The sequence below is a fragment of the Tritonibacter sp. SIMBA_163 genome (assembly GCF_046535935.1).
Classification (GTDB): Bacteria; Pseudomonadota; Alphaproteobacteria; order Rhodobacterales; family Rhodobacteraceae; genus Epibacterium; species Epibacterium scottomollicae.
On the sequence record NZ_JAWJBP010000002.1, the window covers coordinates 367,438 to 384,103 of the forward strand.

Here is a 16,666-nt window from a genome sequence, read left to right on the forward strand (position 1 = left end):
CGCTGTCGGGTTAGGCGCTGGCTTCTTCTGCCACCGCTTCCTCGACCGGTGCTTCTTCCAGTGCGCCGAGGTCAACACCGGCAGCGCCCATCTGAGCGGTCATGCCGTCCAGAGCTGCACGAGCAACCAGATCGCAGTAAAGCGTGATCGCGCGGGCCGCGTCGTCGTTGCCCGGAATGATGTAGTCTACGCCATCGGGGGAGCAGTTGGTGTCGACGATGGCCACAACCGGGATACCCAGTTTGTTGGCTTCGGCGATGGCCAGTGCTTCTTTTTTGACGTCGATGACGAACAGCAGGTCAGGAACACCGCCCATGTCGCGGATACCGCCGAGAGAGGCTTGCAGCTTCTCCAGGTCACGCTCCATGTGCAGACGCTCTTTCTTGGTCAGGCCGTCGGCGCCGGCTGCCATACGCTCATCGATTTCCTTCAGGCGGTTGATCGACTGGGAAACGGTTTTCCAGTTGGTCAGCGTGCCGCCGAGCCAGCGGTGGTTCATGTAGTACTGCGCGGATTTCTCTGCAGCTTCGGCGATCGGCGCTGCGGCCTGACGCTTGGTGCCAACGAAGAGAACGCGGCCGCCTTTGGCAACGGTGTCACGGATCGCGGTCAGTGCCTGGTCCAGCATCGGAACAGTCTGCGTCAGGTCCATGATGTGGATGCCGTTGCGCGCGCCGTAGATGAACGGACCCATACGGGGGTTCCAACGCTGCGTCTGGTGACCAAAGTGTACGCCAGCTTCCAGCAGCTGACGCATGGAGAACTCGGGAAGAGCCATGCTATTCTATCCTTTTCCGGTTTTATCCTCAGCGGGGGTTCAGACGCTTTCGCGGCCAACCGGCGGTCTGTCAGGGATGTCTCCCCCGATCAGGCCAAACCCCGCTTGTGGGTTCGATGGCGCGCGTATAAGCCAGCTTGGACAGGTGCGCAAGCGCAAAACCAACGTCTCAGCGCTGTTCCGGCAGCTGCTTGCGCATTTGCATGTGCCCCTTGCGCACTGTCTCCTCGCAATAAGCAGCAAGCGCCTTGCGATCCTGAAACGCCTGCACCGCAACAGGGGCGTGGTAGGTCAGCTCCACCCTGCCCTGCGGCTGGGTCGCGAGCACCTTCAGCAGGTGGCTGCCAAAATCCATATCCCCCCACCAGCCGTAATACCGGCGCTCGGCGTCCTTTGGGGCATGAAACACCACCGAAACCGGCTGCACATACAGGATATCGCGCAACTCTGGCTCAAACAGTGAAGCAAACAGTGTCGTCTTGAACGGCAGCACCCGCAGACCGTCGGTTGAGGTGCCTTCCGGGAAGAACAGCAACTTATGCCCTGCTTTCAGACGCTGTGCGAACAGCGCCTTCTGCTGGTTGGATTTCTTGCGATCACGTTCGATGAACACCGTGCCGGTGGCGCGCGCCAGCCAGCCAATGCCGGGCCATGCCGCCACTTCGGATTTGGACACGAAATAGATCCGTTTGCGTGCGTTGAGGGCAAAAATATCGAGCCATGACGTATGGTTCGCGACAATGATACCTGGGTGATGCATCCGCGCGCCCTTGGTGTCAAAGCGCAAGCCCAGGATGCGAAATGCATTGCGGCAGACAAACATGGTGATGAAGGGCGTGACCGGCCGCTGCACCCCACAAACGGGACGTTCAATCAGACGCACCAATAGCAAGAGCAACAGGCAACCAAAGACCAGCATCGCCAAGGCGGTGCCACGTAGACCGACCCGCAGCCATCCCATCGGCGTAATCCGAACCTGTTCCGGCGGTGTCTCACTCTTCCAGCTGACGGTCATTCAGCGGCGGTCCCGCGCGTATAGAGGCGGCTTTGACGTTCATTCATCCGCGCAGTGTCGAGGATCAGGCAGACGTCAGTGGTGTTGAACGCGTGATCCACATAGGCCCCATCCCCCACAAATCCACCGAGCCGCAGGTAGGCCTTGATCAGCGCGGGTGTTTCCACCATCGCGGCGCGGCGATCAATCTGATCCGCGTCCACCAGGTTCATCGGCTGGTAGGCTCTTGAACGTACGCGCAAATCTTCTGGCGCCAAATGATTGGCATGCAGCAGCGACAAGGGTTGCGCCAGAGCCTGCGGATCCGTGCCGTGAAAAGAGGCGACCCCAAACAGAACGTCGATCTCGTGATCCGCGACATAAGCGGCCAGTCCGTTCCAGAGGTGAAACATCGCCATACCGCCGCGATACTCGGCATGCAGACAGGATCGGCCCAGCTCAAGAAGTTTGCGCCCGGAGCTGCGCAATGCCGACAGATCGTATTCATCTTCGGAGTAGAACTGGCCCAGCTTTTGCGCCTGATCGCTGCGCAGCAGGCGGTAGACTCCCACCACTTCGCCCAAGCGGTCATCGCTTACAAGCATATGGTCGAAGTACGGGTCAAACTTGTCCCGCTCCAATCCGGCCTCATGGTCCACCATCGCACCACTGCCGCCCAACTCACGCACGAAGACCTCGTAGCGTAGGGCCTGCGCGGCTCGCAGGTCCTGCTCAGTTTCGGCAATTCTCACGGAAAACTCTGGCGCGCCGTCCTGCATGGCTCTGCTTTATCCTTACTTTTTGGCGGGCAAATAGCGCATAGGCATATTCGCGCGCAAGATATATGCACACTTGTATGCGTTTGGTTAACGTTTCATAAACCGTTTTTACGGATCAAAGACTGGAACAAGGGCAATGCGCGCGCCATCGAAAACGACCTTGCCCTGGTCGGGAAAGTTGACAGTAATCTTGCCGCCCACGTTTGACTGCACCTGCCCCAGCCCCCATTCCGGGTGGTCGGGGTGTCGGGCAAACATGCCGGGTGCGAAGATGGTATTCAGGTCGTTCATGTTTTGAATGGCCCTATTGGAGGAATGTTATGGGTGTAGATAGCGCCAATTTGGCCGCATTGGTAGGTTCACGGATCTGTCACGATCTGATCAGCCCGGTTGGGGCGATCAACAACGGTCTGGAGCTTTTGGGCATGTCCAATTCGCTCGAGGGGCCGGAATTGGAGCTGATCTCTGACAGCGTCAACAATGCCAATGCTCGCATTCGGTTTTTTCGCGTCGCCTTCGGTGCCGCCGGTGAGCAGGAACTGGGCCGCATGGAGATCGCAAGCGTGCTCGGCGATGTCAGCAAAGGCGCGCGTATCAACTACAACTGGTCCTCGCAGGAGGCTGCAGCACGGCGTGATGTGCGGATGGCGTTTCTCGCTGGTCTGTGCCTGGAAAGCGCCCTGCCCTATGGCGGCACAATCCAGATCCTTCGCAGCACGGATGGCTGGACCGTGACCGGAGAAGGTCGCAAAATCAATGTTGACGAAAACCTGTGGGCCAGCCTCACAACCGACGCAGCCGAGGTGGAGATTACGCCCGCTCTCGTGCAGTTCGCTCTGTTGCCGGCTGCGGCGCGCGAGGCAGACAGGCAATTGTCATTCAATCAGAGCCTTGAGAAGATTTCGATCAGCTTCTGAAGCCCTCGCTGATACAATGAGAAACGCCGCTGAATTCCAGCGGCGTTCTTTGGTTTCGGCGTATTTGCTTGGCTTTAGGTACGAACTGTACCGTCACCGCGCACAAGGTATTTGAAGCTGGTGAGCTGCGCAGCCCCCACCGGACCGCGCGCATGCATCTTGCCAGTGGCAATGCCGATCTCGGCCCCCATGCCGAACTCGCCCCCATCTGCAAACTGGGTGGAAGCATTGTGCATCAGGATCGCGCTATCAAGTTCGGTAAAGAACTGGGCAACCGCCGCGTCATCCTCGGTGATGATGCAATCGGTATGGGCCGAGTGATGGGTGCGAATATGAGCGATCGCTGCGTCGATGTTGGCAACCTTCTTGGCGGCGATAATCGCATCCAGGTATTCCTTGCCCCAATCCTCTGCCGTGGCGATCTGCATATCGTCGGGACCGGGCAGACCTTCCTCGGCGTGGATTTCCACCCCGCCCATCGCCAGCAGGTCCAGCACGTCCTTGCCGATGCTCTCTGCCACATCCTGATGGATCAGCAGGCATTCAGCCGCGCCGCAGATACCGGTGCGGCGGGTCTTGGCGTTCAGGACCACGTCGATGGCCTTTTTGCGATCCGCGTGTTTATCGATGTAGATATGCACGATGCCCTCGAGGTGAGCAAAGACCGGCACGCGGGCTTCGCGCTGCACCAGCCCGACCAGCCCCTTGCCGCCACGCGGTACAATCACGTCCACATGATCGGTCATGGTCAGCAGTTCCTGCACCGCCGCGCGATCCCGGGTCGGCACGAGCTGCACCGCGTCTTCCGGCAGCCCCGCCGTGCGCAGACCTGTGACAAGGCAGGAATGGATCGCCTGCGCCGAATGCAGGCTCTCGGAGCCACCGCGCAGGATCACCGCATTGCCGGACTTGAGGCAAAGCGCACCCGCATCTGCCGTTACGTTCGGGCGGCTCTCGTAGATCACGCCGATGACGCCGAGCGGTGTGCGCACGCGTTGAATGCGCAGGCCCGTGGGTTGGGTCCATTCGTCTAGGACGGCACCAACCGGATCCTCCTGTGCAGCCACGGCCCGAAGTCCATCAACGATGCCCTGAATACGCGCCTCGTCCAGCATCAGCCGGTCCATCATCGCCGCGGACAACCCCTTGTCGCGGCCAAACTCCAGGTCCCGGGCGTTGGCGGCAATGATGTCGGCGCGCGCGGCCCAGACGGCCTCTGCGGCGGCGTTCAGTGCCTGTTCCTTCTGCGCGGCGCTTGCGGTAGCGAGATGTTGTGCCGCCAGTTTCGCACGCGTGCCGATCTCCGCCATCAGCGCGGGGATGTTGTCGAGATCTTTCATGTCATATGCCCTTTTCTTTCCCAGGCGGGGTTCGAGTCTCTCCGCCACGTCATGCGCCGGAGAAAATTCTCGCTGTCCTTAGAATGACAGGATCAAAGGGTCATGTCATCCCGGTGGATCAGGGCCGCGCGTCCCGCGTAGCCGAGGATGTCCTCGATCTCTGCGGAGCGGTGCCCTTGAATGGCCCGGGCTTCTTCCGCTGTATAGCGGCTCAGCCCCTGCCCCAGTTTGCGCCCGTCTGGGCCGAGGATGGCCAGCGGTTCCCCGCGGCCAAAATCGCCCTCCACATGACGCACCCCTGCGGGCAATAAACTGTTTCCATTGGCCAGCGCTGTCGCCGCGCCTTCGTCGATGGTGATCACACCACGGGTTTTCATCGCGGCAATCCAGCGTTTGCGCGCCACCTGCGGGTCGCCTTGTGCGGTGAACCACGTCGAAGGCGCACCCTCTTCCAGGGCACGCACCGGCGACATCACCGACCCTTCGGTGATCGCCATGGCACAGCCCGCAGCGGTTGCCATCTTGGCCGCCAGCAGTTTGGTGATCATGCCGCCCTTGGACAGGCCCGAGACCCCGTCGCCCGCCATAGCCTCGATCTCGGGCGTGATGGTGTCGATCCGGTCAAAGCGTTTGGCACCCGCATCAAGCGCGGGATTGGCGCTGTAGAACCCGTCCACATCCGACAGAAGGATCAAGACATCAGCCTCCACTGTCACCGCGACCTGCGCCGCCAGCCGATCATTGTCGCCGTAGCGGATCTCATCGGTGGCGATGGTGTCGTTTTCATTGACGATGGGCACCGCGCCAAGGCCGATCAGCGTCTCCAGCGTGGCGCGGGAATTGAGGTAGCGGCGGCGGTTCTCGCTGTCCTCCAGCGTGACCAGCACCTGCGCCGTGGTGATCCCATGCGGGGCAAGGGCTTCCTCATAGGCGCGGGCCAGGCGGATCTGTCCGACGGCGGCGGCGGCCTGGGATTGTTCCAGCGGCAGCTCCGCAGATGGCAGTCCAAGCACGCCACGCCCCAGCGCGATGGAGCCGGAGGAAACCAGGATCACATCCTTGCCCTGCCTTTTCAATCGTGCCACGTCCTCGGCCAGCGTCAGGAGCCAGTCCTGACGCAGGGAGCCGCTGCTGCGGTCAACCAGAAGCGCCGAGCCGACTTTGATGACGACCCGTCGGGCCGTGGTCAGGGCTGCCAAGGGGAGTCCTCCTCCTCAGATGCCTCCGCCTGTTTGATCCGCAGGCGGTCATCGTCGATCTGGGAGCGGACTGCGCGCAGCACACCATCCAGACCTTCGCGGCTGACACTGGACATCATCATCACCGGCCCGCCAACCTCTGCTTCGAGTGCAGCACGGGCTTCGGCACGTTCCTCGTCATCCAGCGCGTCGATCTTGTTGAGCGCGGTCACGCGGGGCTTGTCGGCCAGTTCGCCGCCATAGGCCTCCAGCTCATTGATGATGGTGCGGTAATCTTCGGCCACCGTCTCCGAGGTGCCATCCACCAGATGCAGCAGCACCGCGCAGCGTTCCACATGGCCGAGGAACCGGTCGCCAATACCGCGACCCTCATGCGCGCCTGCGATCAGGCCGGGAATATCGGCCATCACAAATTCGGTATTATCAATCCCCACCACGCCGAGGTTCGGGTGCAGGGTGGTAAAGGGGTAATCGGCAATCTTCGGCCGCGCGTTGGAGGTCGACGACAGGAAGGTCGACTTGCCGGCATTCGGCAGTCCCAGCAGACCTGCATCGGCGATCAGTTTCAGCCGCAGCCAGATGGTGCGTTCAACGCAATCCTGGCCGGAATTTGCACGTCGCGGCGCCTGGTTGGTGGAGGACTTGAAGTGCAGGTTGCCAAAACCGCCGTTACCACCCTTCGCAAGCAGGAAGCGCTCGCCGATCTCGGTCAGATCCGCCAGAACGGTTTCTTCATCTTCATCAAGGACCTCGGTCCCCACAGGCACCCGCAGGACAATGTCTTCGCCGTCCTTGCCGGAGCGCTGACGCCCCATGCCCGACTGGCCGTTCTTGGCAAAAAAGTGCTGTTGATAGCGGAAATCAATCAGGGTGTTCAGGCCGTCCACGACCTCAACCCAGACCGAACCGCCTTTGCCGCCATCACCGCCATCGGGACCGCCGTATTCGATATACTTCTCGCGTCGGAAGCTGATGCATCCGTTCCCGCCGGCGCCGGAGCGAATGTAGACCTTTGCCAGATCGAGGAATTTCATGAGTGGGCCTCAGTGTTAGAGCTGGATCGCCAATACTTGAATTCAGGGGATGGCTCAACCCTGCGTCTATTGATGTCTGTGCATGGCTGTGGCGCGCCTCGCGCGGGTCAGGCCATGGATCAAACACGCGAGCCCGCCGCCTGACGCGCCCGCGTTGATCTGTGTCTTTTGGCCTTACAGCTTGCGGCTGTAGGTCCAGGTCGGCACGTTTGCATCGCGCGCAACGGAGAAATCCTCCGCATCGCCCAGATACTCAAACCCGCAATGGGTCAGAACCCGTGCCGAGGCAGGATTATCTTGAAACACGCTTGCGAACATGGCGGCATCGCCCAGGGGATTGGTTTCCACCAGCAACTGAACAGCCATGGACGCCAAGCCGGTGTTCCAGAATGGCGGCGCCACCCAATAGCCAACCTCCGACTGGTTGCGATCCATGGATTTCAGGGAGATCACCCCCATCAGCTCGGCGTTCTCATCCTTGGTGCCGTCAATGGCCCAGGTGAATTCCCCCTTCTCCGCTTCCATCGCGCGCTTCACATAGGCTTCGGCGGCGCCAGGCGGATAGGGGTGCGGGATCGGAGCGGTCATCTTGGCAACCCGCGCGTCCCCTGCATAATAGGCAATCAACCCGGCATCCGACGGACGCAGGGGGCGCAGGTCGAACCGATCTGCGTTGATTATGGCCTGTTGATCCAGTTGATCCAAATCCATGACCTCGATCCTCCTCAATACTCATAATATCGGCAGAACAAGGACTTGCTCCTCCATCCCGTTGCCGATGAAATGGGACGCGCCGGTTCAAGAAACAAGGCAGGCCGTGCCTCAGGTCTCTCGCAGCTTTGAAAATTCCCATCAAAAACGAAAAGAGGGACCGGTCGTATAACCGATCCCCCTGAAGTTTTTACTACCCTTAGGTTCGGCTTACTCAGCGGCCTCCGCCGCCGGGAGAACCGAAATAAAGGTGCGGCCCTTGAGGCCTTTGTGGAAGGTCACGTTGCCGTTGGCGATTGCAAAGATGGTGTGATCTTTGCCGATGCCAACGCCTTCGCCCGGCCAAAACTTGGTGCCGCGCTGACGCACGATGATGTTACCGGAGATGGCCGACTGACCACCATACAGTTTCACGCCAAGACGGCGACCTGCGGAGTCGCGACCGTTACGGGACGAACCGCCTGCTTTTTTATGTGCCATTCTTGTCTCTCCTTAGCCTTGAGCCAGCTCTTTGGCCTGCTCAACCCACTCGGGTTTGATCTTGACGGCCTCGATACCAGCAATGTCGTCTTCGGACAAGGCTGCGATCTGAGCGAAGGTGGTGAGGCCGGCGGCCTGCAACTTCGTTGCAGCAGCGGGACCAACACCGGTCAGCTGGGTCAAGTCGTCGGAACCAGCGGCTGCGGGCGCAGCAGCTTTGGCAGCCTTGGCTTTCGGCGCTTTGGCAGCCGGAGCCGCGTCGCCTTTGCCAGTTGCCGCTTTGACGCCGGAGGCATCCGCACCAGAGGCCAGGATCTCGGTGATCTTGACCAGGGTCAGCTTCTGACGGTGACCGACAGTCCGCTTGGAGGAGTGCTTACGACGACGTTTGACGAAGTTGATGACCTTGTCACCCTTGATCTGATCGACCACTTCCGCCTGAACGGCAGCGCCGGACACGAGCGGAGCGCCGACAACGGGGCTGTCGCCACCGATCATCAGAACGTCATTGAATTGTACGGTTTCGCCAGCGTCTGCAGACAATTTTTCCACGCGGAGCATATCGCCCGCCTGAACTTTGTACTGCTTGCCGCCAGTCTTTAGGACTGCGAACATTTCAGTCTTTCCTTTTCTCACCGCGTCCTTCGGTCCCCCTTTCGGGGTGTTTGCGACAGGGCCGTGCCCTCTCACCTCGAACAGCGCGCCCCTTGATCGGGGCGGTATGACAATAAACCCCGGCGCGGAGACTCCGGGCCGGGATGCGGGCTTTTGACCTTGATGCAGCCCTAAGTCAACCCGTTATCCACAGCGCATACCTAAAAAAGGGGGCAGCCGCCATGCCCGGCCCTTGATCACAGATCCTGAACCGGTTGCAGCTCCCGCATGCGGTGAGCCAGTTCTTCAAAGCGATTGGCCTGAATCTCATATTGGATCGCATTGAGAAGCTCATAGACCTCCTGCATCAACGGGTCCTCCAGCGCCTCTACGTAGGCTGCGACCTCGTCGGCCGAAAAGTCCCTATAGGTATAAGCAGAGTTCGCAAGGCTGGACGCGGCCATGCTGCGGCGCATCTCGCCTTCCTGTGCCTTCATCAGCGCGCGCAACCCATCCGCATCGATCCGCATGTCAATTACACCCGCTGCCGAGGCTGCCATCAGAAAGCGGAACTGGATTTCCTGCACCGCCCGGATTGCCGTATCAGTGCCCCCGATCGCAGTGTTCATGTCCCGATAGAGGGCGACTCGCGGGTCACTGTTCTCTACCAGGTCGCTGATCAGCTGCTCACCCGCCTCACGCGCGGCGGTGGCGTCCTGGTTTTGATGGGATGCATTCTCAGCGACGACCAGCCGCTGACCGAGATCCGAGGCGTAGAATTCGGCTGCGTGGAACAGCGCCTCCGAGGACAGCGTGTCCTCAAGTATATCCAGCGCCATCGTCTGCATCAGATCCGGAGCAAAGACCTCCTCTGTCAGGCGCTCCCACTCGAGACCGAAGTCGCCAGCATCCGCACCCAGTATCGCCGGCGCATCGCTCGCGGATTGGGCAATGCTCTCGAGCGCGACGTCAAAGCCGGTCACCTCGAGGAAGGCTTTGATCTGATCCCGCTCCACAGCGCGCGCCGGATTGGGCTGAAAGAGAACGAGGCACGCGGCAAGCGCGCAGAGACTGCGCAAGAGAGGCGCGACACGGGTGGCGGGGCGGCGGAACGCTGTGCGAGTGATGATCATAGTGGAGAATGTAGGGGCTTGCTTCGCCGGCGCAAAACAAAATCCCACTTTCTTGAAGTAACTGTGATTTCGCCCCTTGCACGTGGTGAAAATCACCTTTAAACGCCCTCACACCCCCCGCGGAGAGGTGCCGGAGTGGTCGAACGGGGCGGTCTCGAAAACCGTTGAGCCTTCACGGGTTCCCAGGGTTCGAATCCCTGTCTCTCCGCCATTATTCCCCACGATATTCAAAGTGAGTTGTCAGCTTCACTGGATAGCGTGCGGGCACGTCACAGACATGTCTCAGCAGATAACTCGACCTGCATCCTACGCGCGACGACTTTAATGTTTCGCGCGTCTCGATTTGCTCCGCGGCCTTGATCGCACTGCCTTGTTTGCAAAATCTGGAACGCGCGGCGGTCTCCACTACGAGACAATGAACCACAATAGAAAAAGCCGGGTGATAAACCCGGCTTTTTGCATATCTCAAAGGCCGCGGATCAGGCGCGACGGCGACGACCGCCACCGCGACCACCACGACCACGGGCTTCCTCGCCCTCTTTGACTGGGGCCTTGTTGAACTTGATCCAGTCGCCACCATGCGGGTCGTTGTTGGTCAGCAGGTTGGCGGCACGGATCGCCTCCATCTCCTTGCCCGCACGCGGCTTGGTGGAGCCGAGGCCGAACAGGGTCACAAAGGTCTCGTCATCGATGTCTTCGGGCAGGATGATGCCAGCGGCTGCAACCTGTTCCTTTTTCTCGGTGATCGCCTTCTGGTTCACCGGCAGCGCGACCGGGTTCATGATCGCAGACGTCATGCCCGCACCCATGGCCATCGGCAGGAAGGCGTTGTTGATGCCGTGACGGTTCGGCAGGCCGAAGGACACGTTGGACGCCCCGCAGGTGGTGTTCACGCCGAGCTCTTCACGCAGTTTGCGCACCAGGGCAAAGACCTGCTGGCCCGCGGTCGCCATCGCGCCGATCGGCATCACCAATGGGTCAACCACGATGTCATGCGCGGGAATGCCAAAGTCAGCGGCGCGCTGCACGATCTTGCGCGCAACTTCAAAGCGGACTTCGGGATCCTCGGAAATGCCGGTGTCGTCGTTGGAGATTGCCACCACCGGAACATTGTACTTCTTAACCAGTGGTAGAACGTGTTCCAGACGTTCTTCTTCGCCGGTGACGGAGTTCAGCAGCGGACGGCCTTCGGCGGCCTGCAGACCAGCCTCAAGCGCGGCGGGAACAGAGGAGTCGATGCACAGCGGCGTGTCGGTCAGACCTTGCACCAGCTCGATGATCTTGGTCATCAGCGGCGGCTCAGTCTCATTGGGGTTGGGGTTGGAATTGTAGACCACGCCCGCGTTGATATCGAGGATGTTGGCCCCCGCCATCACCTGTGCGAGCGCGTCTTTCTCCACGGTGGAGAAATCGCCTGCTTCCAGCTCCGCAGCCAGCTTCTTGCGGCCGGTGGGATTGATCCGCTCACCGATCACGCAGAACGGCTGGTCAAAGCCCAGAATGGCGGTTTTTGACTTAGATTCTACGACAGTACGGGTCATTGATTATCCTTGCTGTTTGACAGGCTGCGTGGACTCGCCGCCATTGTTGATGGCCCAGGTGGCATTCGTCTTGATGCCGCCCAGGGGGAAGAAATGCACGTTGGTGATGTTGAAATTCGGGTTCGCCGCCTTGTAGGCTGCCAGTTCGGTCAGCACCTCGGTGGGCTCGTAGGGCAGCATCAGCTTGGTGACATCCATGGCGCGTTTTTGCAGCACTTTCAGCGACGGGCCGACGCCACAAGCGATGGCGAATTTGATCAGAGTTTGTAGCTTGGCGGGACCGGCGATTCCGATGTGGATCGGCAGATCGATGCCCGCGTCTTTCAGGCCATTGGCCCAGGCGATGATTGGCTTCGCCTCAAAGGCGAACTGCGTCGCCAGCGCCATCTTGGCATCCGTGCGCTCGGAGAATTTCTGTTTCCAGGACAGCGCTTCGGAGACGTTTTTCATCGAGCCATCGGGGTCGATGTCCTTGTTGCCTTCCGGGTGGCCCGCCACATGCAGGTTGGTAAAGCCCGCCTTGTCAAAGAGGCCGGTTTCCAGCAGCTGCATGGAGCTGTCGAAATCACCATGCGGTGTCGCCACGCCGCCCGCCAGCATCAGCGCCTGCTTGACGTCTGCCTCGCCCTGGTAGCGCGCGATCCAGTCGGCCAGAGTGGCCTCATCCTTGATGATCCGAGCCGGGAAATGCGGCATCACCGGGAAGCCGTCGTCATTCAGGCGCTTGGCGGTCGCGACCATTTCCTCGATCGGGGTGCCTTCGATATGGGCGATATAGACGCGCGTTCCGGCGGGCAGCAGCTCGCGGAAATCCTCGACCTTCTGTGCGGTGCGCGGCATGACCTCGATCGAATAGTCCTGCAGGAAGCTTTCGACCTGCGGATTTACGGTGAGTTCGGTCTCGGATGCGCGTTTCTTGAAGTTCAGCAAAGCCATGGCGGCCTCCCATAGTGAAGTGAGGGCTGTCATGCCCAGCCGTCGTTCGCGATCAGGTCCTTCAGGCGGTCCTGATCGTAGTCCTGCTCCAGACGGGCGGCTTCGGCCTCGGCAACATCGCCGGGCTCCCCCTCCACACTGAAAGGTTTGGCCTTGCGCCATTCCGCAAGGTAGGCATCGCTGTCCTTGGCGTTCACCTTCATGGCTGCGCGATCAATGGCCTGCTCGAACCGTTCCTCGAGCTGACGTTTCGCGCCGCGTCGCCCCTTGCCCACGATGACCTGAGCCGGGATGTCGCGCCAATATACGATGGTGACGTCTGGCATTGCCGTTCCTTTCCGATACGCCTGTCGTACCGTGTTTCTAATCCGCCGCAGGTCGCCAGGTACGTCGGATTTCGACAACAAAGGTGGGATCAGCGACCTTTCCACTTCTAAACGAGTTCCATCAGAACACGGAACACCGCTTGGCCGCTTAAAAATTCTCAACAAAATTGTGAACACGCCCGCGCTGCGGTTGCCGTTTTCTTCACGATTTCAACAGCGCGCCGTTTCACAGTCCCTTGCAGAGTTGTCACTGCGAACGTACTGTTGGGGTAACACGATAATCGGAGGGCGTGAATCATGGCGCCCAGGCGTTCCAAAGGTACAGGAGCGTTTCCCAAAGCGGTAGAAACCCCTGTACCAGCCCGGCCGGATCCGGATGCGCTCTATGCGGCGCTGGATCTTGGTACGAATAGCTGCAGGATGCTGATTGCCCAACCAAAGGGCAGCGGCTTTCATGTGGTCGACAGTTTCTCGAAGTCGGTGCAGCTTGGCTCCGGCCTGGAGAAGACTGGGCGCTTGTCGCGCTCGTCCATGGCGCGCACCATTCAGGCGCTGCGCATCTGTCAGCAGAAAATCTCTCGCAACCGCGTAAAGCGCATGCGCCTTGTCGCGACAGAGGCCTGTCGACGTGCCAAGAACGGGCGCGACTTCATGCGTCAGATCAAACGCGAAACTGGCCTGTCCATGGATATCATCCAGCCCGAGGAAGAGGCGCGTCTGGCAGTGATCTCCTGCGCTCCGCTGGTCTCAACCAAGACCGAACAGCTCTTGGTGGTGGATATCGGCGGTGGCTCGACCGAATTGGTATGGATCGACATTTCCTCGATCGCGCGCCGGGATCGTCCTTCTGCCATCATGCGGTTGCATGCAGGGTTCCACACGTCGGACAGCCCCTTTCCGGCGGCCAAGGTGGTGGACTGGATTTCAGTGCCCCTTGGTGTGGCCACGCTCAGGGATCAATTCAACGATGTAGAAGACGACGCGGCCCGGTTCGCGTTGATGAGCTGGTTTTTCGAGGAAAACCTCGCTGATTTTGCCCCCTACAAGGATGAGCAGGCCCGTGAAGGGTTCCAGATTGTCGGGACCTCAGGCACCGTCACCACGGTCGCAGCCTCGCATCTTGGCCTCAAACGCTATGACCGGACGAAGGTTGACGGGCTGCGCATGACGTCGGATCAGATCGACAAGGTGATCCGCAGCTACCTGGAGCTTGGCCCGCAAGGCCGTCGCCGGGATCCCCGCCTTGGGGAGGACCGGCAGGCGCTGATCATGTCCGGTGCCGCAATCTTGCAGGCGTTGCTGCGCTGCTGGCCGACGGACCGATTGTCGGTTGCGGATCGAGGTTTGCGCGAGGGGCTGCTCTATGCCCAGATGAGCGCCGATGGCGTTCTGGAAGACGGCCCTTTCTGAACGTTTTGTAGCCCCTTGGTCTGTATTGACACTGGCAAAGGCCCCGCACCGTACTTGATCCCCGGCGCGCGAACCGTTATCTGCACCCATCCTTTGGAGGCTGAGTTGATGGCGAAGAAACCGACTGGAAAGAACACGTCTGGCCGCGGGCAGCGCGATCTGACCGTGAAGGTCAAGACTGCGCGCGGACGTAGGCTCAGCTCGACCCGCTGGCTGCAACGGCAATTGAACGACCCTTATGTGAAACGTGCGCAGATCGAAGGCTATCGTGGACGTGCGGCGTTCAAGATCATGGAGCTCGACGACAAGTACCGCTTTCTTGTGCCCGGTGCGCTGGTTGTGGACCTTGGCTGTGCCCCCGGTGGCTGGGCGCAGGTGGCGGTGCCCCGCGTGAATGCGCTGGGAGAGAAATCCGGCAAGGCGGTCGGGCGCATTGTCGGCATCGACCTGCAGGAGCTTGAACCCCTTGCAGGCGCAGAATTCCATCAACTCGATTTCATGGATGAGGGTGCAGACGATCAGGTCAAGGAATGGCTTGGCGGCAAGGCCGATGTGGTCATGTCCGATATGGCCGCCTCCAGCTCTGGTCACAAACAGACGGACCACCTGCGCATCATGTCGCTGTGTGAAACCGCTGCCTATTTCGCCTTTGACGTATTGACCGAGGGCGGCACCTTTGTGGCGAAGGTTCTGGCCGGTGGTGCCGAAGGAGACTTGCAAAAGCTTCTGAAGCAGAAGTTCAAGGCGGTCGCAAACGTAAAGCCCCCCTCATCGCGCGCAGACAGCTCTGAGAAATTTGTCGTCGCCACCGGATTTCGGGGCTGACCTCAGCGCGGCATGAAGCGAAAACCCGGCTTGCGCAAAGAGCGGATCGCCTGATCTTTCAAGCTGTTGATTGCCTGTGTTTCGGATTTGGACGCCCGCTGGGCCGACGTTTCATTGCGCAGCGCCTGCCCCGCCGGGCAGGCAGAGAGCCGCGCCAGCTTCAGCAGCTTCTGGCGGCCCTGTTCTGATGATGTCTTTTTCATAACCACGCCCCGTTTCAATCGCACCACCAAGGCATGATGGCGAACCGCGACGCAGCCGTGGTCGAAATGGGGCGAAACCGGCGTGCTTGCGGACAATTGTCACGGAGTTGGCGTCATCCCTTGTCGGCGTATCGGTCGGTTTGCAGAACGCCATTGATCTCCGCGCCAAGGATCAGGATCGCGGCATTCAGGTAGAGGAAGATCAACGCAGCCATGGCCCCGGCCAAGCCGGCATAGGTGGCAGAGTAGCTGGCGAAGCTGGATACATAGAGCGCAAATCCGGCGCCTGCCCCCCACCACAGAAGCAACGTGAAAACCGCTCCGGGCATGATATGAAGCAACGACGCGCGGCGTGGCAGCAAGACGAGGTGATAGAGAAACACCGCGGCAACCGGCACAACGGCAACCACCAACCCGTTGGTGCCATTCTCCCAGCCGCGAAGAAAGTCGAGATCGGGAAAGAACCGTGCCACAAAACGGGCACCCAGCGGCAGGAACAGCTCGAACACTGCCGCGAGCAGCAGCCCTGCCCCGCCCATGACAACCAGCCCCAGCGAAATCAGCCGGTGCTTCCAGAACGGCCGCGTCTCGTCCTGACCATAGGCACGCAGCAACGATACCCTGATCGCATCGACACCATTGGAGGCAAAGTAGAGCGCAAATACCCCGCCGAGCGTCATCAAGCCGGTGCCGGAGGTCTCCAACACCGCATAGACCTCGCGCGTGATTGGCTCTGCCACGGATGGTGGCCAGCTGCCAAAGACGAGATCCACCACGTCCCCGACGACCACTCTATGCGAAAACAGACTGGCGATCGCACCGCTGAGGGCGACTGTGAACAGGACAAAGGGGAACAGTGCCATCATCATCGACATGGCAATATGGCTGCTCAACACCCAGGCGTTCTTGTTGTTGAACCGCGCCACCGCGCGGCGCAGGATCTTAAAGGCCTGCATACATCGCCGTCCTGCTGCCATGTTGAACTCCTGAGCGTTGAATTGGGAAGAGACTCATGTGTGGCTTCGAAAGGGACTGTCTGACCGTCCAGGTCGCATGACGGCGACCAGAAACGCGGTGCTTATGCCAAACGCCAGCATCCCGGTCATGGCGGCGAAAGAGGCAAAGATCCGATGCTCAGCATCAAGCACAATGTCGCCGTAGCCAAGCGTTGTGTAGGTGGCGATGGAGAAATAAACGGCAGCGTTCCATGTTTCGAATGTCTGCGCCTTCAGGATCAGAGCCGCCGACCAGATCCAGATCTGTGCCGTGTGCGCCCCAACCACAAACCCGATGGAAATGAGTAGCGTGACAAGCTGCTGCATGTTGCCGCGTCGCTGACCGAAACGCGCCTTGTGGCGGCGCAGGGTATCTCCACACCACAACAGCATGATGGTTTCGAGAACCAGACAAAGGCCAAGGAACAAGCTGCCCCAAAAAATCTGCTGGATCAATGTCATGACAGGGTA

General features: G+C 60.2%; 20 protein-coding genes and 1 tRNA gene. 4 read left to right on the forward strand and 17 right to left on the reverse strand.

All coding sequences use genetic code 11. The annotated features are described in order from the left end of the window. Window positions 1–10: 10 nt before the first annotated feature. The 4 genes from rpsB to R0J92_RS05670 all read right to left on the reverse strand — a co-directional run bounded on the left by rpsB (window position 11) and on the right by R0J92_RS05670 (window position 2,842). Window positions 11–778: a 30S ribosomal protein S2 gene (gene rpsB / locus R0J92_RS05655; RefSeq protein ID WP_106163643.1), complete on the reverse strand. Its 768-nt coding sequence runs from the start codon at window positions 776–778 to the stop codon at window positions 11–13. Window positions 779–947: 169 nt separating this feature from the next. Then, entirely contained in the window at window positions 948–1,793 is an 846-nt protein-coding gene (locus R0J92_RS05660; RefSeq protein WP_411050998.1) for a lysophospholipid acyltransferase family protein, read from the reverse strand. Next, window positions 1,790–2,551, reverse strand: a complete 762-nt coding sequence (locus R0J92_RS05665; RefSeq protein WP_411050999.1) for a GNAT family N-acetyltransferase — start codon at window positions 2,549–2,551, stop codon at window positions 1,790–1,792. The genes R0J92_RS05660 and R0J92_RS05665 overlap by 4 nt, the downstream gene beginning before the upstream one ends. A 108-nt stretch (window positions 2,552–2,659) precedes the next feature. Continuing rightward, window positions 2,660–2,842: a DUF3553 domain-containing protein gene (locus R0J92_RS05670; protein ID WP_106163640.1), complete on the reverse strand. Its 183-nt coding sequence runs from the start codon at window positions 2,840–2,842 to the stop codon at window positions 2,660–2,662. Window positions 2,843–2,871: 29 nt separating this feature from the next. Here R0J92_RS05670 and R0J92_RS05675 point away from each other — a divergent pair, with 29 nt between their 5' ends. Next, window positions 2,872–3,468: a histidine phosphotransferase family protein gene (locus tag R0J92_RS05675; protein WP_106163639.1), complete on the forward strand. Its 597-nt coding sequence runs from the start codon at window positions 2,872–2,874 to the stop codon at window positions 3,466–3,468. Between the two features lie 74 nt (window positions 3,469–3,542). Here the strand turns inward: R0J92_RS05675 and R0J92_RS05680 are convergent, their stop codons facing one another. The 7 genes from R0J92_RS05680 to R0J92_RS05710 form a co-directional block, all read right to left on the reverse strand. Further along, window positions 3,543–4,808, reverse strand: coding sequence for a glutamate-5-semialdehyde dehydrogenase (locus R0J92_RS05680; protein ID WP_411051000.1), 1,266 nt, complete (start codon window positions 4,806–4,808; stop codon window positions 3,543–3,545). Between the two features lie 92 nt (window positions 4,809–4,900). Next, window positions 4,901–6,007 carry a glutamate 5-kinase gene (gene proB, locus R0J92_RS05685; protein ID WP_411051001.1) on the reverse strand — a complete coding sequence of 369 codons (1,107 nt, stop codon included), beginning with the start codon at window positions 6,005–6,007 and terminating at the stop codon, window positions 4,901–4,903. Then, window positions 5,995–7,041, reverse strand: a complete 1,047-nt coding sequence (gene obgE / locus R0J92_RS05690; RefSeq protein WP_411051002.1) for a GTPase ObgE — start codon at window positions 7,039–7,041, stop codon at window positions 5,995–5,997. Before obgE ends, proB begins: the two co-directional genes overlap by 13 nt. Before the next feature lie 174 nt (window positions 7,042–7,215). Further along, window positions 7,216–7,752 carry a GNAT family N-acetyltransferase gene (locus R0J92_RS05695; protein ID WP_411051003.1) on the reverse strand — a complete coding sequence of 179 codons (537 nt, stop codon included), beginning with the start codon at window positions 7,750–7,752 and terminating at the stop codon, window positions 7,216–7,218. Between the two features lie 210 nt (window positions 7,753–7,962). Then, window positions 7,963–8,232 (reverse strand): 50S ribosomal protein L27, encoded by a 270-nt coding sequence (gene rpmA / locus R0J92_RS05700; protein ID WP_106163634.1) that lies wholly within the window; start codon window positions 8,230–8,232, stop codon window positions 7,963–7,965. A 12-nt stretch (window positions 8,233–8,244) separates the two neighbouring features. Continuing rightward, a complete protein-coding gene (locus R0J92_RS05705) occupies window positions 8,245–8,847 on the reverse strand; it encodes a 50S ribosomal protein L21 (protein WP_106163633.1) in 603 nt (200 codons plus the stop codon). Between the two features lie 236 nt (window positions 8,848–9,083). Then, window positions 9,084–9,959, reverse strand: coding sequence for a DUF2059 domain-containing protein (locus R0J92_RS05710; RefSeq protein WP_411051004.1), 876 nt, complete (start codon window positions 9,957–9,959; stop codon window positions 9,084–9,086). Between the two features lie 121 nt (window positions 9,960–10,080). Between R0J92_RS05710 and R0J92_RS05715 the strand changes: the two genes are divergently transcribed. Further along, window positions 10,081–10,170, forward strand: a tRNA-Ser gene (locus R0J92_RS05715). A gap of 268 nt (window positions 10,171–10,438) precedes the next feature. Here the strand turns inward: R0J92_RS05715 and R0J92_RS05720 are convergent. The 3 genes from R0J92_RS05720 to R0J92_RS05730 are packed head-to-tail and all read right to left on the reverse strand — an operon-like array spanning window position 10,439 to window position 12,762. Then, complete coding sequence (locus R0J92_RS05720) at window positions 10,439–11,500, reverse strand: methyltetrahydrofolate cobalamin methyltransferase (RefSeq protein ID WP_411051005.1); 1,062 nt, start codon at window positions 11,498–11,500, stop codon at window positions 10,439–10,441. Window positions 11,501–11,503: 3 nt separating this feature from the next. Next, window positions 11,504–12,436, reverse strand: coding sequence for a methylenetetrahydrofolate reductase (locus tag R0J92_RS05725; RefSeq protein WP_411051006.1), 933 nt, complete (start codon window positions 12,434–12,436; stop codon window positions 11,504–11,506). A gap of 29 nt (window positions 12,437–12,465) precedes the next feature. After that, window positions 12,466–12,762, reverse strand: a complete 297-nt coding sequence (locus tag R0J92_RS05730) for a virulence factor (RefSeq protein ID WP_106163629.1) — start codon at window positions 12,760–12,762, stop codon at window positions 12,466–12,468. A gap of 297 nt (window positions 12,763–13,059) precedes the next feature. Between R0J92_RS05730 and R0J92_RS05735 the strand changes: the two genes are divergently transcribed. Together R0J92_RS05735 and R0J92_RS05740 are read left to right on the forward strand one after the other, a co-directional pair. Next, a complete protein-coding gene (locus R0J92_RS05735) occupies window positions 13,060–14,172 on the forward strand; it encodes a Ppx/GppA phosphatase family protein (RefSeq protein ID WP_106163628.1) in 1,113 nt (370 codons plus the stop codon). A 108-nt stretch (window positions 14,173–14,280) separates the two neighbouring features. Then, window positions 14,281–14,997, forward strand: a complete 717-nt coding sequence (locus R0J92_RS05740; protein ID WP_106163627.1) for an RlmE family RNA methyltransferase — start codon at window positions 14,281–14,283, stop codon at window positions 14,995–14,997. A 2-nt stretch (window positions 14,998–14,999) separates the two neighbouring features. Here the strand turns inward: R0J92_RS05740 and R0J92_RS05745 are convergent, their stop codons facing one another. The 3 genes from R0J92_RS05745 to R0J92_RS05755 all read right to left on the reverse strand — a co-directional run bounded on the left by R0J92_RS05745 (window position 15,000) and on the right by R0J92_RS05755 (window position 16,657). Further along, window positions 15,000–15,200, reverse strand: a complete 201-nt coding sequence (locus R0J92_RS05745; RefSeq protein ID WP_411051007.1) for a hypothetical protein — start codon at window positions 15,198–15,200, stop codon at window positions 15,000–15,002. A 113-nt stretch (window positions 15,201–15,313) separates the two neighbouring features. Continuing rightward, entirely contained in the window at window positions 15,314–16,177 is an 864-nt protein-coding gene (locus R0J92_RS05750) for a YihY/virulence factor BrkB family protein (protein WP_411051008.1), read from the reverse strand. 33 nt (window positions 16,178–16,210) lie between these two features. Beyond that, on the reverse strand, window positions 16,211–16,657 hold the full coding sequence (locus R0J92_RS05755; protein WP_317386224.1) for a potassium channel family protein: 447 nt from the start codon (window positions 16,655–16,657) through the stop codon (window positions 16,211–16,213). Window positions 16,658–16,666 lie beyond the last annotated feature (9 nt).

Coding starts and splice junctions, on each gene's coding strand:
- R0J92_RS05675 (WP_106163639.1), top strand. CDS start 2,872: ATGGGTGTAGATAGCGCCAATTTGGCCGCATTGGTAGGTTCACGGATC.
- R0J92_RS05745 (WP_411051007.1), bottom strand. CDS start 15,200: ATGAAAAAGACATCATCAGAACAGGGCCGCCAGAAGCTGCTGAAGCTG.
- R0J92_RS05670 (WP_106163640.1), bottom strand. CDS start 2,842: ATGAACGACCTGAATACCATCTTCGCACCCGGCATGTTTGCCCGACAC.
- rpmA (WP_106163634.1), bottom strand. CDS start 8,232: ATGGCACATAAAAAAGCAGGCGGTTCGTCCCGTAACGGTCGCGACTCC.
- R0J92_RS05755 (WP_317386224.1), bottom strand. CDS start 16,657: ATGACATTGATCCAGCAGATTTTTTGGGGCAGCTTGTTCCTTGGCCTT.
- R0J92_RS05725 (WP_411051006.1), bottom strand. CDS start 12,436: ATGGCTTTGCTGAACTTCAAGAAACGCGCATCCGAGACCGAACTCACC.
- R0J92_RS05730 (WP_106163629.1), bottom strand. CDS start 12,762: ATGCCAGACGTCACCATCGTATATTGGCGCGACATCCCGGCTCAGGTC.
- R0J92_RS05680 (WP_411051000.1), bottom strand. CDS start 4,808: ATGAAAGATCTCGACAACATCCCCGCGCTGATGGCGGAGATCGGCACG.
- rpsB (WP_106163643.1), bottom strand. CDS start 778: ATGGCTCTTCCCGAGTTCTCCATGCGTCAGCTGCTGGAAGCTGGCGTA.
- R0J92_RS05710 (WP_411051004.1), bottom strand. CDS start 9,959: ATGATCATCACTCGCACAGCGTTCCGCCGCCCCGCCACCCGTGTCGCG.
- R0J92_RS05750 (WP_411051008.1), bottom strand. CDS start 16,177: ATGGCAGCAGGACGGCGATGTATGCAGGCCTTTAAGATCCTGCGCCGC.
- R0J92_RS05705 (WP_106163633.1), bottom strand. CDS start 8,847: ATGTTCGCAGTCCTAAAGACTGGCGGCAAGCAGTACAAAGTTCAGGCG.
- R0J92_RS05665 (WP_411050999.1), bottom strand. CDS start 2,551: ATGCAGGACGGCGCGCCAGAGTTTTCCGTGAGAATTGCCGAAACTGAG.
- R0J92_RS05735 (WP_106163628.1), top strand. CDS start 13,060: ATGGCGCCCAGGCGTTCCAAAGGTACAGGAGCGTTTCCCAAAGCGGTA.
- R0J92_RS05695 (WP_411051003.1), bottom strand. CDS start 7,752: ATGGATTTGGATCAACTGGATCAACAGGCCATAATCAACGCAGATCGG.
- obgE (WP_411051002.1), bottom strand. CDS start 7,041: ATGAAATTCCTCGATCTGGCAAAGGTCTACATTCGCTCCGGCGCCGGC.
- R0J92_RS05660 (WP_411050998.1), bottom strand. CDS start 1,793: ATGACCGTCAGCTGGAAGAGTGAGACACCGCCGGAACAGGTTCGGATT.
- R0J92_RS05720 (WP_411051005.1), bottom strand. CDS start 11,500: ATGACCCGTACTGTCGTAGAATCTAAGTCAAAAACCGCCATTCTGGGC.
- R0J92_RS05740 (WP_106163627.1), top strand. CDS start 14,281: ATGGCGAAGAAACCGACTGGAAAGAACACGTCTGGCCGCGGGCAGCGC.